The organism is Intrasporangium sp., from assembly GCF_051961875.1.
Classification (GTDB): Bacteria; Actinomycetota; Actinomycetes; order Actinomycetales; family Dermatophilaceae; genus Intrasporangium_A.
On the sequence record NZ_JBQCCV010000280.1, the window covers coordinates 24,285 to 39,096 of the forward strand.

At 71.9% G+C, this 14,812-nt stretch carries 11 protein-coding genes and 1 pseudogene; 8 read left to right on the forward strand and 4 right to left on the reverse strand.

The genetic code is table 11. The features are described from left to right. The first annotated feature begins 58 nt into the window (after nt 1-58). The 8 genes and pseudogenes from ACTHJJ_RS17450 (at nt 59) to ACTHJJ_RS17485 (ending at nt 9,458) form a co-directional block, all read left to right on the forward strand. Entirely contained in the window at nt 59-1,237 is a 1,179-nt protein-coding gene (locus ACTHJJ_RS17450) for an acyl-CoA dehydrogenase family protein (RefSeq protein ID WP_440304214.1), read from the forward strand. Beyond that, complete coding sequence (locus ACTHJJ_RS17455) at nt 1,234-2,670, forward strand: CoA-binding protein (RefSeq protein ID WP_440304215.1); 1,437 nt, start codon at nt 1,234-1,236, stop codon at nt 2,668-2,670. Before ACTHJJ_RS17450 ends, ACTHJJ_RS17455 begins: the two co-directional genes overlap by 4 nt. A 15-nt stretch (nt 2,671-2,685) precedes the next feature. Next, nucleotides 2,686-3,339 (forward strand): annotated as a pseudogene (locus ACTHJJ_RS17460) (acetate--CoA ligase family protein); the annotation flags it as partial. Further along, complete coding sequence (locus tag ACTHJJ_RS17465; RefSeq protein WP_440304216.1) at nt 3,336-4,151, forward strand: SDR family oxidoreductase; 816 nt, start codon at nt 3,336-3,338, stop codon at nt 4,149-4,151. The pseudogene ACTHJJ_RS17460 and the gene ACTHJJ_RS17465, both read left to right, overlap by 4 nt. Then, nucleotides 4,148-5,866, forward strand: coding sequence for a 5-guanidino-2-oxopentanoate decarboxylase (locus tag ACTHJJ_RS17470; RefSeq protein ID WP_440304217.1), 1,719 nt, complete (start codon nt 4,148-4,150; stop codon nt 5,864-5,866). Before ACTHJJ_RS17465 ends, ACTHJJ_RS17470 begins: the two co-directional genes overlap by 4 nt. After that, nucleotides 5,863-7,044, forward strand: coding sequence for a Glu/Leu/Phe/Val dehydrogenase dimerization domain-containing protein (locus tag ACTHJJ_RS17475; RefSeq protein ID WP_440304218.1), 1,182 nt, complete (start codon nt 5,863-5,865; stop codon nt 7,042-7,044). Before ACTHJJ_RS17470 ends, ACTHJJ_RS17475 begins: the two co-directional genes overlap by 4 nt. Further along, nucleotides 7,041-8,513: an aldehyde dehydrogenase family protein gene (locus ACTHJJ_RS17480; RefSeq protein ID WP_440304219.1), complete on the forward strand. Its 1,473-nt coding sequence runs from the start codon at nt 7,041-7,043 to the stop codon at nt 8,511-8,513. Before ACTHJJ_RS17475 ends, ACTHJJ_RS17480 begins: the two co-directional genes overlap by 4 nt. A gap of 6 nt (nt 8,514-8,519) precedes the next feature. Then, on the forward strand, nt 8,520-9,458 hold the full coding sequence (locus ACTHJJ_RS17485; RefSeq protein ID WP_440304220.1) for a DMT family transporter: 939 nt from the start codon (nt 8,520-8,522) through the stop codon (nt 9,456-9,458). On the opposite strand, the gene ACTHJJ_RS17490 is transcribed toward ACTHJJ_RS17485, so the two are convergent. The 4 genes from ACTHJJ_RS17490 to ACTHJJ_RS17505 form a co-directional block, all read right to left on the reverse strand. Continuing rightward, the gene (locus tag ACTHJJ_RS17490) at nt 9,435-11,012 is read right to left on the reverse strand and encodes a cobyric acid synthase (protein ID WP_440304221.1); all 1,578 of its coding nucleotides are present in this window, start codon (nt 11,010-11,012) and stop codon (nt 9,435-9,437) included. The two genes, ACTHJJ_RS17485 and ACTHJJ_RS17490, sit on opposite strands and share 24 nt — an antisense overlap. Before the next feature lie 102 nt (nt 11,013-11,114). Then, a complete protein-coding gene (locus ACTHJJ_RS17495; RefSeq protein WP_440304222.1) occupies nt 11,115-12,743 on the reverse strand; it encodes an MFS transporter in 1,629 nt (542 codons plus the stop codon). Further along, nucleotides 12,740-13,417, reverse strand: a complete 678-nt coding sequence (locus ACTHJJ_RS17500) for an alpha/beta fold hydrolase (RefSeq protein WP_440304223.1) — start codon at nt 13,415-13,417, stop codon at nt 12,740-12,742. Before ACTHJJ_RS17500 ends, ACTHJJ_RS17495 begins: the two co-directional genes overlap by 4 nt. A gap of 107 nt (nt 13,418-13,524) precedes the next feature. Then, nucleotides 13,525-14,547 carry a YihY/virulence factor BrkB family protein gene (locus ACTHJJ_RS17505; RefSeq protein ID WP_440304224.1) on the reverse strand — a complete coding sequence of 341 codons (1,023 nt, stop codon included), beginning with the start codon at nt 14,545-14,547 and terminating at the stop codon, nt 13,525-13,527. Nucleotides 14,548-14,812 lie beyond the last annotated feature (265 nt).

Genomic DNA, 14,812 nt, shown 5'->3' on the forward strand with positions numbered 1-14,812 from the left:
GCACGCTGAACTCAAACATAACTGACTAATCAATCAAGAATGAGCCAAGGAGCTTGACATGTCCCGCCCCGTCACCGATGGCATCGACCTGACCGAGGAGCAACGCGAGTTCGTCGCCCTCGCTCGCGACTTCGCCGAGAAGGAGATCCGCCCCCGTTCTCGCGCCGTCGACGAGGCAGACACGGAGGCGCCGCTCGACCTCTGGGAGAAGGCCGCGGAGATCGGCCTGACGTCCTACATGCTGCCGGCCGAGTACGGCGGCGGTGGCGTCACCGATCTCGTGACGCAGTGCCTCGTGCAGGAGGAGCTGTGCTACGGCGACATCGGTATCGCCAACTTCCTCACCTCAAGTGCGTTCTTCGCCGAACCGGTCCTGCACCTCGGCTCGGAGGATCAGAAGAAGCGCTGGATCTCCATGCTCACGGATGGGGTGCCCCCGGTGACGAGCGTTGCCGTGACCGAGCCGGGGGTCGGCTCCGACTCCGCCAGCCTGCAGACCCGCGCAGTCCGCGACGGGGACTCCTATGTGCTGAGCGGCCAGAAGACGTGGATCTCGAACGCGCCGCTGTCGAAGTACTTCGTCGTCTTCGCGACGATCGACCCGACGCTGCGCTCGCGGGGTGTCACGGCCTTCCTCGTCGAGCGCGACCGGGAGGGCGTCACCGTCGGCGCCCCGATGAAGAAGTACGGACAGCGGGGGACGCTCAATGCCGAGGTCTTCCTCGAGGAGGTTCGGGTGCCGGTCGAGAACCGTCTCGGGGAGGAGGGGCAGGGCTTCTACGGCCTGATGGGCACCTTCGATGCCTCACGCATCCTCATCGGCGCGGGTGCGACCGGCCTGTCGCGGGCGGCGTTGGACGCGACCATCACCTACGCCCAGGAACGGACCCAGTTCGGCAAGCCGATCATCGAGCACCAGGCCGTCGCGTTCCGGATCGCGGACATGGCCGCCCGGACCGACGTGTCCCACCTCGTGACGATGCGCGCGGCGCGGCTCTTCGACGCGGGCAAGAGCACGCCGGAGATCTCGGCGGTCGCGAAGCTGACGGCTTCGGAGAACACGACGTGGGTCTGCGACGCCGCGCTCATGACCCACGGCGGATGGGGCTACTCACGCGAGTACTTCCCGGAGAAGTGGCTGCGCGATGCCAAGCTCGAGGAGATCGAGGAGGGCACCTCCGACATCCAGCGCCTCATCATCTCCCGCTCGGTCGGCAAGCCCGGCGTCGGCCGATGACGACCGACCTGCGCGTCTTCTCCGACCCACGGTCCGTCGCGGTCGTCGGCGCCTCCGCCGACCCCGCGAAGTGGGGCTACTGGGTCGCGCGGGGCGCACTGCGCGGGGCACACCGGCGGGACGTCCACCTCGTCAACGCCAAGGGCGCCGTGATCGACGGAACGGCGTCGGTGCGCAGCCTGCGTGAGCTCGACCACGCCCCCGAGCTCGTCGTGCTCTGCGCCCCCGCGACGACGGTTCCGGCCGTCATCGACGAGGCGCTCGGCATGGGGTGCAAGGGCTTCCTCGGCATCACCGCGCACATCGACGTGGCAAACGGCCGGCCCGGTCTCGAGCGCGAGCTTGCCGCCCGCATCCGGGCGGCGGGGGCGCGGATCGTCGGACCGAACTGCCTCGGCATCTACGACGCGGCGACCGATCTCGACCTCGTCTGGGGCAGCTTCGCCCCCGGTCAGGTGGCCATCGTGTCCCAGTCCGGCCAGCTCGGCCTCGAGCTCGCCGGTCTTGCCGCGCACGCCGGCCTGGGCATCTCGCGGTTCGTGTCCGTCGGGAACCAGGTCGACGTCGCGGCACCCGACCTGCTCGACGACCTCGTCCACCACGACACCACCCAGGTCGTGGTGGTCTATCTCGAGAGCTTCGCCGCCGGACGGGACCTCGTCTCGGTCCTGGCGCGCCTGCGCGAGGCGGGCAAGCCGGTCATCGTGCTCACCGTCGGTGCCAGCGACGCGAGCCGGGATGCCGCGCGGTCCCACACCGGGGCCATGACGGCCTCCACCGACGTCGTCGCGGCGGCCTGCGCCGCGGCCGGCGCGGTCCTCGTCGAGACGCCCGCACAAGCCATCGACCTAGCCCACCTCCTGCTCGGCAGCCCTCTGCCGCAAGGACGTCGCGTCGCCATCGTGAGCGACAGCGGTGGCCAGGGGGCGCTCGCGGCCGACACCATGGCTCGGCACGGGCTGCTGGTCCCGCGGCTCTCCGCGGACACGACGGGACGGCTCGGGGCGTTGCTGCCCACGGGCGCCGGCGTCGGCAACCCCGTCGACCTGGCAGGCGCGGGGGAGCAGGACCTCGACACCTACTCCAGGGTCGTCGACACGATCCTCGGCAGTGGGGAGGTCGACACGGTCGTCCTCTCGGGCTACTTCGGCTGTTACGGGTCCGACACCCCGGCCCTCGTCGACCGGGAGCTGGCCGTCGTCGCCAGCCTCGCCGACTCCGTGCGGGCGCATGGACGGCCGGTCATCGTCCACAGCATGAGCCACGACTCGGACGCCGTCCGGCACATGCGGGCCCAGGCCGTGCCGACCCTGCACACCATCGACGCTGCCGCCCGGTCGATTGCGCTCGCAACCCTGCTGGCCGACCGGGACGGACGGCAGGTCGGTGCGGTCGTCCCCGGCGGCGCCGACGTCGGCGAACCGGTGGGGTAACTCGACGCGCGAGCCACGCTCGCCGCATACGGCGTCTCGTATCCCGATGCCCGTGCGATCGATACGGCCGACAGCGCCTTCGAAGCGGCGGGTGCGCTGGGAAGTCCCTTGGTGCTCAAGGCGGGCCACCTCGAGCACAAGACGGAGGTGGGTGGGGTCGCCGTCGGGATCACCTCTCCAGAGCAGGCCCGGGACGCCTACGTCGACATGTCCGGCCGCATCGGCCCCGGCGAGTACGTCCTCGAGCAGATGGACACCCGCGAGGGCACCGTCGAGCTGATCGTCGGCGCTCGGCGGGACAGCTCGTTCGGGCCGGTCGTCGTCGTGGGTCTCGGCGGCATCCATGCCGAGCTGTACCGCGACGTCGCGCTCGCCCTCGCCCCGGTCACCCCCGATGAAGCGCACAAGATGGTCGAGTCGCTGCGCGCGCTGCCGCTGCTCACCGGCTTCCGCGGACGCCCTGCCGTCGACCTCGACTCCGCGGCCGCGGTCGTCGCGGCGGTGTCGCGGCTCGTCGCCGAGCAGCCGGACGTGGTCGAGTGCGAGGTCAACCCGCTCCGCGTCGGCCCGACCGGCGCCGTCGCCGTCGACGCGCTGGTCGTCGTCGCGAGCGAAGCGGCGGAACCCAGTGATCCAGAGATGAACCGAGCCAAGGAAGCCACACGATGATCGAGAAGTCACCGCTGCAGGAGTTCGCGGGCCGGACCGCGCTGGTCACGGGAGGTGGGTCCGGCATCGGCCGAGCCATCGCGGTCCGCTATGCCGCGGGCGGCGGCAACGTCGTCGTCCTCGGACGCCGTGCCGAACCGCTCCACGAGACCGCCCGGCTCGCCGAGGAGTTCGGCGTCAAGGCCGACGTCGTCACGTGCGACGTCCGTGACGCCGCGGCCGTGACCGAGGCCGTGGATGGGGTCGTCGCGCAGTTCGGCGGCATCGATGCCCTGGTCAACAACGCGGCGGGCAACTTCGTCTGCCCCGCCGAGGACCTCTCGCCGAACGGCTGGAAGGCCGTCGTCGACATCGTCCTCAACGGGACCTTCTACGGCACGAGGGCCGCCGGGCGACACATGCTCGCCGCCGGTCACGGGTCCATCCTCAACGTCATCGCCAGCTACGCGTGGACCGGCCACCCCGGCACGGTCCACAGTGCGGCCGCGAAGGGTGGCGTCCTCGCGATGACCCGCACCCTCGCCTCGGAGTGGGGCTCCCGCGGAGTCCGGATCAACTGCATCTCGCCCGGCCCCACGGAGACCGAGGGGGCAGGCGCGGCGCTCTGGCCGACCGACGAGGACCGCACCCGGGTGCTGCAGAGCGTGCCCGCGGCCCGCTTCACCACACCCGAGGAAGTCGCTGAGACGGCGGCGTTCCTGCTCGACCCGCGCCGGGCCGGCTACATCACGGGCGACGTCCTGTCGGTCGACGGCGGGCAATGGCTCGGCAAGGTCGTCTACGCGGACAGCTCTGCAGGTGAGCGGTCATGAGCGGTTCCATGGTCGGCGTGAGCGCGAAGTCGCAGACCGGGCCCGGCCACGCCCGCATGACGGGGGGCCAGGCGGTCGTCGCCGCGCTCGCCGCGCACGGGGTCGAGGTCGCCTTCGGCATCCCCGGCACGCACAACCTCGAGATCTACCGCCACCTGGGCGACCACGGCGTCCGGCACGTGAGCCCGCGGCATGAGCAGGGCGCCGGCTACGCGGCCGACGGCTATGCCCGCAGCTCGGGCAAGCCCGGCGTGGCGATCGTCACGAGCGGGCCGGCGGTCCTCAACGCCGCCGCCGCGGTCGGGCAGGCCTACTCCGACTCGGTCCCCATCCTCGTCGTCTCGCCGGGGCTGCCCGTGCGCCACCCGGCGCTCGGCAACGGCATCCTGCACGAGACGAAGGACCAGGGCGCCGCCCTCGCCGCCGTCGCCGCGGCAAGCATCCGGGCGACGTCTGTGGCGGAGATCCCCGTCGCAGTGGCGCAGGCGTTCGCCATCATGACCTCGGGACGGCCGCGCCCCGTCCACCTCGAGATCCCCCTCGACGTCCTCGCCGAGGAAGGCGAGGTCGCCCTCGCCAGGGGAGGCGCCGTGGCACCGCCGGCCGCCCCGGCGGAGGCCGTCTCGGCGGCGGAGCAGCTGCTCGCTGGGGCGACCCGGCCGGTCCTCCTCGTCGGAGGTGGCGCCCGCGCGGCCGCGCCGCAGGTGCGTGCACTGGCCGAGCGGCTCGGCGCTCCTGTCGTCACGACGACCAACGGCAAGGGCGTCCTGCCCGAGGACCACCCGCTGGCGCTCGGCGCGGGGATCCACCTCCCGGCCGTCGCCGACCTCGTCGCCCAGGCGGACGTCGTCGTGGCCATCGGCACCGAGCTCGCGCCCTCCGACCTGTGGAACGGGCCGCTGCCGCTCCGCTGCCCGCTCGTGCGAGTCGACATCGACCCGGTCGGCGTCGTCACCAACGTCGTGCCCGAGATCGCCCTTGTCGGTGACGCGGCGCGCACCCTCGACAGCGTGCTTGCCGCTGTCACGCCGGACCGTATGCCGCTCGGCTCGAGCCCTGACGCACCTGCCTCGAGCGCGGGCCCGGTGGACCGCGACGCGGCCGAGGCGGCGGCGGCGTGGCGCGCGCGCAAGGCCGCTGATGCGCAGGCAGAGGGTGCGGAGTGGCTCGAGCTCGTCGGTGCCCTCGCGGACGGGCTGCCGCGCGACGCCATCGTCGCGGCCGACAGCGCGATGGTCTGCTACTACGGCGCGATCGCGAACCTGCCCGTCCACCAGCCGTCCTCGTTCCTCTACCCCGTGGGGTTCGGAACCCTCGGCTACGGCCTGCCCGCGGCGATCGGGGCCAAGATCGCCCACCCCGAGCGCCCGGTCATCGCGCTGCTCGGTGACGGGGGCGTCATGTTCACCGTCGCCGAGCTCGCCACGGCGGCCGCCCTCGGACAGCCGCTGCCCGTCGTCATCGTCGACAACTCCGGCTACGGCGAGATCCGCAACGAGATGATCGACCGGGACGACCCGGTGCGTGCCGTGACGTTCCCGTCACCCGACTTCGCCGCGCTCGGCCGGGCCGTCGGGTGCCTCGGGGTCACCGTCACCTCTCCCACAGACCTCGCCGAGGCGGTACGTGAGGCGCTGGCCGCCGAGACGGCAACCGTCATCCACGTCATCCATCACGACCCTGCATCAGCCATTGCCGAAGGAGCCCGTCCATGACCGCCCCCGCCCTCCTCGAGATCACCTGGACCGACCCCGTCACCGGCCGCAACGGCTATGTCGTCATCGACACCCTCGTGCGCGGTCTCGCCAGTGGCGGGCTCCGGCTCCGTGAGGGCTGCTCCCTCGAAGAGGTGCGCGGGCTCGCGAGGGGGATGACCCGCAAGGAGGCCATCGTCTACGACCCCGCCGACCACTACGTCCCGCTCGGCGGTGGCAAGGGCGGGATCGACATCGACCCGGCAGACCCCGAGGCGACGAACGTGTTGCGGCGGTTCCTCGCCGCGGTCCTGCCGGTGGTCCGCGAGCAGTGGAACACCGGCGAGGACTTCGGTCTGCGCCAGGAGACGATCGAGAAGGTCGCCGCCGAGCTCGGCCTGCCCTCGACGGTCGAGGCGGTCTTCGCCACGGTCCCCGACGCGGCCGCGTCCCGGGCGGCGCTGGCGGAGGCCTTCGCGACGATGGTCGGCGGGATCAGCCTCGGTGACCTCGTCGGCGGTTACGGCGTCGCCCAAGCCTGCCTCGCTGCCGCGGAGCGACTCGGGAAGCGGCCCGCGGAGGCCACGGCGGTCGTCCAGGGCTTCGGCTCGATCGGCGGTGCCGCGGCCCGCTATCTCGCCGAGGCAGGCGTGCGGGTCGTCGCGGTCGCGGACCGCGCCGGTCTGATCCGCAACGACGAGGGGCTGGACATCGAGGCGCTGCTCGCGGCGCGGGACGGCCTCGGCGTCATCGACCGCGCTGCCCTGCGCGAGGTCGACACGGTCGGGGACCGCGACGAGTGGCTCACGGTGCCCTGCGACCTGCTCGTGCCCGCCGCGATGTCCTACGTCATCGACGAGGACGACGTGCCCCGGATCAACGCGCGGGTCGTCATCGAAGGGGCGAACATGCCCACCCTTCCCGCCGCCGAGGCCGCCCTCCGCGAGCGGGGGATCCCGGTCGTGCCGGACTTCCTCGCCAATGTCATGACCAATGCGTGGTGGTGGTGGATCGTCTTCCAGGACATCGAGCCCAACGCCGAGTCGTCCTACGCCAAGATCCGCGCCGTCATGCGCCGGCTCGTCGACACCGTGACGGCCGACGCGAACGACTCTGGCCGGACCCTGCGCGAGGCGGCGCTCGACCTGGCGGCGCGCAACTCGGAGGCTCTTGCCAAGCGGGTCGGTGTGACGGCGTGAGCACCGTGGTGGCCGGTGCCTCTTCGCGCGACGCCGGGGCCGTGCGCCCCGAGTGGGACCGGGATGCCGCCCTCGTCGGGGGGCAGTGGGTGCGCCCGGGGGGCCGGACGGTGACCGAGGTCGAGAACCCGGCCACCGAGACGGTCATCGGCCACGCCGCTGACTGTGGCGTCGCCGAGGCCGACGCTGCCATCCATGCCGCCGGGGCAGCCTTCCCGGGGTGGTCGGCGCTCGCGCCGACCGCCCGGGTGGCCATCCTCGAGGGACTCGCTTCCGCCCTGGAGTCCCGTTACGACCTGCTCGTGCAGACCACCATCGCCGAGGTCGGCGCTCCGCTCTCGGTCGCGCGCGAGGCCCACGTCGACACCGGGCTCGCCGTGTTGCGCGGATACCTCGACGCCGCAAGGGAGCTGGCGTGGGAGGAGCACGTCGGCAACTCGCTCGTCGTCCGCGAGGGCATCGGGGTGGCGGCCTGCATCACCCCGTGGAACTACCCCTTCTACCAGGTCCTCGCCAAGGTCGGTGGGGCGCTCGTCGCCGGCGCGACGGTCGTGCTCAAGCCGGCCGAGCTGACGCCGCTGTCGGCCTACCTGCTCGCCGACGCGGTCGTCGAGGCAGGGCTTCCCCCAGGCGTGTTCAACCTCGTCCCCGGTCGCGGCCGCGTCGTCGGTGAGGCGCTTGCCGCCCACCCCCTCGTCGACATGGTCTCGTTCACCGGCTCGACCCGCGTCGGATCGCGGGTCTCGGCCGTTGCGTCCGAGACCGTCAAGCGGGTCGGCCTCGAGCTGGGCGGCAAGTCGGCCAGTGTCGTCCTCGAGGGTGCGGACCTCGACTCCGCCGTCCGCGCCACGGTGGACGCGTGCATGCTCAACTCCGGGCAGACGTGCACCGCCTGGTCGCGCCTGCTCGTCCACCGGTCGGACCTCGACCGTGCCGTCGCAATCGCCAGGGAGCGAGCGCAGGGGCTGGCCCTCGGGGACCCGACCCGGCCCGAGACGGAGATCGGCCCGGTCGCCTCGGCGGCTCAGCGGCATACGGTCATCGGGTTCATCGAGCGAGCGCTCGCCGCTGGCGCCACGCTCGTCACCGGCGGGGCGGACCGCCCGGCGGGACTGCCCGTCGGGCACTACGTGCGCCCCACCGTGCTGGCCGGGGCCGCGCCGGACGCCGAGATCGTGCGGGAGGAGGTCTTCGGGCCCGTGCTCGTCCTCGAGGCCTACGACACCGACGACGAGGCGCTCGCCATGGCCAACGGCACGCACTACGGCCTGGCCGGGGCCGTCTGGGGCCCCGACCGTGCGGGTGCGGTGGCCTTCGCGCGCCGGATGAGAACGGGGCAGGTCGACGTCAACGGGGGCGCGTTCAACCCGGTGGCGCCGTTCGGCGGCTACCGCCGCTCTGGCAACGGCCGCGAGCTCGGACGCTGGGGGATCGAGGAGTTCCTGGAGACGAAGGCGATCCAGCTGTGAGCTGTGATGCGTGAGCGGGGCCCGCGTGGGGCGGCGCCGCTCGCCGTAGCGGCGCTCGTCGCCGTCACCGCAGTGTGGGGCTCGGGCTTCGCCATCAGCAAGGACCTGCTGACGCGCCTCCCGGTCACCGACTACCTGGCGCTGCGCTTCCTGCTCGCCGGGCTCGTCGTCGGCGCCGTCCGTCCACGCGTCGTGCTCCGGGCAGACCGCCGCGTCGTCATCTACGGAGTCGCGCTCGGCTGCCTCTACTTCGTCGGCCAGTTCCTCCAGTTCGTCGGGCTGCAGCACACGGCCGCCACGGTCTCGGCGTTCATCGTGTCGATGTACGTCGTCTTCACGCCCCTGCTCTTCACGGTCCTGTCGAGATCGTGGCCGAGGGGCAGGACCGTGCTGGCGAGCCTGCTCGCCGCGGCTGGCGTGGCGGCCCTGTCATTGAGAGGCTTCGAGCTCGGGGGCGGGGAGCTGCTCACCCTCCTCGCCGCCCTGCTGTATGCCGCTCACATCATCGCGCTCGGACGGTGGACCAGCCCGGGCACGGCCTATGCCCTCACCGTCGTCCAGCTGCTGACCATGGGCGTGTGCTTCCTGGCGGTGGCGGCGCCTCGTGGCATGAGCCTGCCCACCGGGGGCGGCGACTGGGCCCGCTTCCTCTATCTGGCGATCGTCGTCGGCGGCCTGACGATGCTCGTGCAGACCTGGGCTCAGGCCCACATCAGTGCCGCGCACGTCGCGGTGCTCATGGTGCTCGAGCCGGTCTGGGCGGCCGTCTTCGGGATCACCTTCTGGGGTGAGCAGCTCACCGCCCGCGTCCTCGTCGGGGCGGGGCTCGTGCTGCTCGGTCTGCTGATCATCACGACTGGGTCCCGTGGTGCTTTGATGGTTCCGCCCGGTGCTGGGGAAGGGATTCCCGTGCCCGCCCTGTCAGGGACCGATCACGACCGCTGACCCTCGGCCTGTCACGGGTCGTGACTCAGCTGCTTCCGATCGGGAGGTGGGCTCCAGGGATCCGGCCCGGGTCATCGCGAGGAGCGTGCCCAGGTCGACGTGCCGCTCGAGGGCGTCGGCGAGGGTGTCGATCATGAGCTCTCGGCGGGTGCCGAAGCCCGGCGCGTCGGGCTCGGGCCGCCATCGAGACCCGACCGCCTCGGCCACCTGGGTCAGCCAGGCGCGCCGGAACCCGTCGTTCTCGAAGGTACCGTGCCACATCGTGCCCCAGACGGTGCCGACCTGGAAGCCGTCGAGGAACGGGCTCTGTGCGCCGGGGACATTCTCGACCGTCGGGACTGCACTCTCGAGCAGGTGGGCCCGGCCGTGATGGATCTCGTACCCCTCCACGCGGTGCCCACGCCACCAGCCGGTCGGCCGGCCCAGGATCTTGTCGGCACCGAACGTGACGCGGGTGGGGAGCAGCCCGAGGCCCGGCACCACTCCGACCCGGCCCTCGACGTCGTCCTCGATCGCGTGGCCGAGCATCTGGTAGCCGCCACAGATGCCGAGGACCGGTCGACCTGCCGCCGCGCGGCGTAGGACCGCCGCGGCCACGCCCTGCTCGCGCAGCCAGGCGAGATCGGTTGTCGTGGAACGAGACCCGGGCAGGACCACCAGATCCGCTGCCTCGACCACATCCGGGTCGATGGTGACCAGCACGTCGACGCCCGGCTCGGCGGCGAGGGCATCGACATCCGTCGCGTTGGAGATCCGCGGCAGCCGCACCACGGCCACCTTGAGGCGATCACCGGCGACACTGCCGCCTGCGGCCTCGGCGCGCCACTGTCCGACGGCGAGAGTGTCCTCGCTGTCGAGCCACACGTCGAGCAGCCACGGGATGACGCCGAGGAACGGCACCCCTGTCCGTCGGGCGATCTCCTCGAGCCCCGGCTCGAGCACCGCGACATCACCGCGGAACTTGTTGATGACAAAGGCCTTCAGCAGTGCCCGGTCCTCATCGGCCAGCAGCGCCCACGTGCCGTAGAGCGAGGCGAGGACGCCGCCGCGGTCGATGTCGCCCACGACGAGCACCGGCAGGTCGAAGCGGCGCGCCAGGCCGAGGTTGACATAGTCCCCCTGGCGCAAGTTGATCTCGGCCGGCGACCCGGCCCCCTCGCAGACCACCAGGTCGTACGCCGCGGCCAGCTCCTCGTACGCCGCGAAGGCGGCCTCCGCGAGATGAGCCCGCCCAGCGGCATACTGGCCCGCCTCGAGCATCCCGGCGGGACGGCCCCGCACGACGACGAACGCTCGGCGGTCACTGCCCGGCTTGAGCAGAACCGGGTTCATCGCCGTGGTGGCATCGACCCGGCCGGCCTGTGCCTGCAGGTACTGCGCCCGCCCGATCTCGCCACCGTCCGCGCAGACCATCGAGTTGTTCGACATGTTCTGCGCCTTGAACGGCGCGACCCGCAGCCCGCGTCGCGCAAGCGCCCGACACAGCCCGGCGACGACGACCGACTTGCCGGCGTCCGACGACGTGCCGGCCACGAGGATCCCGGATGCGCTCACCCCGCCATCCTGCCCGACCCCGTTCGAGGTGACAGGGTCCCCTCCCGATCAGCGCGCGGTCCCCTCAGTGAGCGTCGGAGCCGAGCCGCGCGCCCCCCGACATCACGCGGTCTCGCCCACGATCTCGTCTGCGGACAGCTCGCCCGGCGCGTACTTCGGCAGTCTCATGGCCGGGAAGATCGCCAGCAACGAGATGCCGCCCACGATCAGGAACGACGCGCGCAACGCCCGGAGCCGGGCGTCGGCGTTGATCGCGACCGCCTGTTCCACCTGCGCAGGCGTCGCCGAGGTGGCGCGGACGGCGCTCCTCAGCTCGGTGTCGGTCAGGAAATCGACCTGCGCGGAAGGGCCCCCGACCCGGACGTGGGGCGGCAGCCCGGACCGGCTGAAGCCCGACGCGAGGAACATCCCCAGCAGTCCCACGGCCACGACGCTGACCAACGCCGCGCCCAAGGCGTTGGAGACGTTGTTCGCCACCCCGCGCAATGCGCCCACGTCGCCGGCGAGTCGCTTGGGAGAGGCGGACACGAGCACGTTGAACAGCAGGGTGAGCATGGTGCCCACGCCGATCCCGACGAGGAGCAGGCCCAGGATCACCAGGACCGCGCTCCACCGGCCGCCCAGAGTGAAGGCGACCACCGCCAGACCGATGGCGATCAGGACGAACGAGCCGATGCCAAGCCGGCGGGGCGAGACACGGTCGTAGAGCCGCACCGACAGCACGCTCGCCACCGCGATGGCGACCGCGTACGGGAGGATGGCCACCGCCGAGAAGAGCGGGCTGCGGTCCTGGACGATCTGGACATTGAGCGGGATGAGGAAGCCCACCGCGAGACCAAGGCTTCCCGCGACCAGGAACGCGATGACCGCGCTCTTCTCCTCCCTGCTCTCCAGCACCTCCATCGCGAGCAGCGGCTGCTTGTCGGCCGCGACACGCCGGTGCGACCAGGCGAAGAACGCCTGACCGAGCACGACCCCGGCCAGGATGAGGATCGGCGCCGGTGACAAGCGCAGGAGCGAGAACGGGGCCTGTTCCTCTGCGAGCAGGGGCCCCCACGTCTGGAGATTGCTGAAGCCGAAGAGGATCAGCGCGATCGCGGCAGCCGAGAGCATGACCCCGACGAGGTCGATCTTGATGCTGGGCTGACGGGGGATCGGCGTCAGGCGATAGCTCAGGACCAGGACGACGACTGCGAGGATCACCAGCAGCCCGAACGAGTAGCGCCAGCTCAGCGCCGTGGCGAGGAAGCCGGCGACGAGGAAGGTGACCGCGCTGGCGACCGCGGGGATGCCGGCCAGGACCCCCAGGGCCGTCTCCTGCTGCCGGCCGTGGTAGTTCGCAGCGATCAGGACCACCAGGGTCGGCACAGCCGCGGCGGCGGCCAGGCCCGCGATCACCTGGGCCGTGTTCATCGTGCTCGTGTTCGTGCTCGTCGCCATCAGGCCCATCGCTGCGCCGTGGACGACGATGCTTGCCTGGAGCACGCGGCGCTCGCCGAGGAGCTTGCCGAGCTTCGCGCCCACCATGACGAACGCGGCGACGAACAGCGAGTAGAGGAGCAGGGCCGTCGCGGCGGCGGTTGCCGGCGCGTGCAAGTCGGCCGAGATCGGCCCGAGCGACACGGGCAGAGCGCTGATGTTGATGGCCATCTGGAGCTGGGCGAGGACGATGATGACCAGTGGCAGCCAGCGCGCCCGAGCGGCGCGTCGGTCAGCAACCGGGCGACTCATCGGAGCGTCAGGTCCGCTGAGCGGACCACGGAGGCAAGCTGCGCCGGGTGGGTCCACGGGTTGTTGTGCGAGCCGCCGAGCACCACCACGTGGGCCCGCCGGGAAGCGATGGCGTTGCTGCGCAGCAGCTCCAGCCAGCCGCGCGGGGCCAGTGCGTCGTGGATGCCCGCGGTGAGCGTGAGCGGCAGGCGCAGCTCTCGGACGCGCAGCTCGGGACGGTCGCGTTGGCCTGACCGGATGAGGGCCAGCAGGTCCCGGGGCCCGGCTCGCAGCAGCTGGAGGGGGTCGAGCTCCCAGGGTGGGTCGTGCCGGTAGGCCACGGGGGCGCGCAGGAGTAGTCCGGCGAGTGTCCGTTGACCCGGTGCGAACGTCGGCCCGGCCAGCACCACGGACGCGTCGTCACGCCACTGCTGGATCTGGAGAGCCGCTCGGAGGGCCGCCTGGGCGCCCGTCGAATGCCCCACGAGGACGAGCGGTCGCCGATGGTCCGCCGCCCGCTGCCGCACCCAGGCGGCCACAGCATCGGCGATCGCCCCGATCTCAGGGGCGGTGCGCCGAGAGCTCGCGGAACCGTATCCCGGCACGTCGAGGACGGTGGCCACCGAGCCACGCCGTCGGACTTCCTCGCGGAGGCGCCGCACGTAGCGGGTGAGCCCGAGCCCGGGCACGATCACGACGTGTGGGTGAACGGCTGCCCCCTCTCGGTGCGAAACGACCTGCCGGGCGTGTACCCGCGGGCGGGCGCCGAACACGTCGTCAGGTCAGGGCCCGGGCGCTCGGTTCACTCCTCCCTGCGGCTCGGAGCTGCCGCAGGCGCGTCTGTGCCGGCCGGATCGGGCTCGGCCCCATGGGAGTCGAACGTCACGCGGACCTCCTCGAATCCCTTGCTCCGCTCGGCCTGCGCCTGCTCCGTGTAGGCCCGGCGGTCCGCCTGCGTCAGCCGCACGTTGTCGGTGAACGGCGTGAGGAGTGCTCGCGGATGCAGCCGGTCCGTGCGCACGACGTTGATCTCCACGCAGAGCACCAGCATGGTCGCGGTGAGATAGAGGAAGGCGAGCATGCCGAGGACGACCGCGAACACACCATTGGTCGCGCTCGCGTCCTTGACGACATGGGCGACGTAGATGACGCCGAACGACTGCAGCAGCTGCCATGCGATGGCCGCGGCGATAGCGCCCGGGAGCACGTCGCGGACGGACAGCGGCCGGGTGGTGGCGAAGCGGAAGACGAAGACGAACAGGACGACGTTCAGGAGCACCGCCGCCGCCAGCGTCACGACCCTGACGGCGGCTTCGAATGACCCCGCGCCAGGGGTGCCCACGGTCGACAGGGCCGTCGTGCCGATCACCGCGAGACCGCCGGTGCCGAGCAGGACGAGGCTGCGGCCGCGGGCCTTGAACGGGTTCGGTCGGCTGTTGCGCGGGACCCGCCACGCCGTGTTCATCGCGTACTGGGCGGCTTGGGCCACGCCGAGACCGCCATAGAGCGAGCCGAGGATGCCGACGACGAGGCCGGTCGTGCCGCCGCCGAGCCGCTTCGGCTCGCCGAGCTGGTCCCCGACGACCGGGAACTGGGCCAGCGCCGAGTGCAGCACCCGCTGCTGGAGCGCGGGGTCGCCGGCCAGCAGGAAGCCCAGCACGGTGGCGAGCAGCAGCAGCAGCGGGAAGAGCGACACAAATGCGTAGTACGCGATGAGCGCCGCCAGGTAGGGGCCGAAGTCGTCGAAGTACTTGTAGAGCACCGCCAGTGGGTAGCTGGCCGCCGGATGCCGGCGCTGGAACCGATCGATCCGCTCGAGGGCCACCTCAACCTCCCCGGCCCACGGCAGCGGCGGCCGGGCGACGCTTGATGGCGCAGCGACGGCCCGCGAGCGTGACGCAGGGTGGGCGCACCTGGCACCTCCGACGGGTTGCCATCGAGTCGGACACCCACAATCTACCCCGACCGCCTCCGCTCATATCGGCCTCGCCGCCGTGGCCGGCCCGGCTGCGCCGAGGGCACTCACGCCGGGCTTCGCCCAGCGGCATACCAATTCGACTGTATGACGCTGAGCGCGCTTCCAGCACAAG

What these genes read in the sequence shown, in the direction of transcription:
- ACTHJJ_RS17450 (WP_440304214.1), top strand. Translation starts at nt 59, where the DNA reads ATGTCCCGCCCCGTCACCGATGGCATCGACCTGACCGAGGAGCAACGC.
- ACTHJJ_RS17455 (WP_440304215.1), top strand. Translation starts at nt 1,234, where the DNA reads ATGACGACCGACCTGCGCGTCTTCTCCGACCCACGGTCCGTCGCGGTC.
- ACTHJJ_RS17465 (WP_440304216.1), top strand. Translation starts at nt 3,336, where the DNA reads ATGATCGAGAAGTCACCGCTGCAGGAGTTCGCGGGCCGGACCGCGCTG.
- ACTHJJ_RS17470 (WP_440304217.1), top strand. Translation starts at nt 4,148, where the DNA reads ATGAGCGGTTCCATGGTCGGCGTGAGCGCGAAGTCGCAGACCGGGCCC.
- ACTHJJ_RS17475 (WP_440304218.1), top strand. Translation starts at nt 5,863, where the DNA reads ATGACCGCCCCCGCCCTCCTCGAGATCACCTGGACCGACCCCGTCACC.
- ACTHJJ_RS17485 (WP_440304220.1), top strand. Translation starts at nt 8,520, where the DNA reads ATGCGTGAGCGGGGCCCGCGTGGGGCGGCGCCGCTCGCCGTAGCGGCG.
- ACTHJJ_RS17495 (WP_440304222.1), bottom strand. Translation starts at nt 12,743, where the DNA reads ATGAGTCGCCCGGTTGCTGACCGACGCGCCGCTCGGGCGCGCTGGCTG.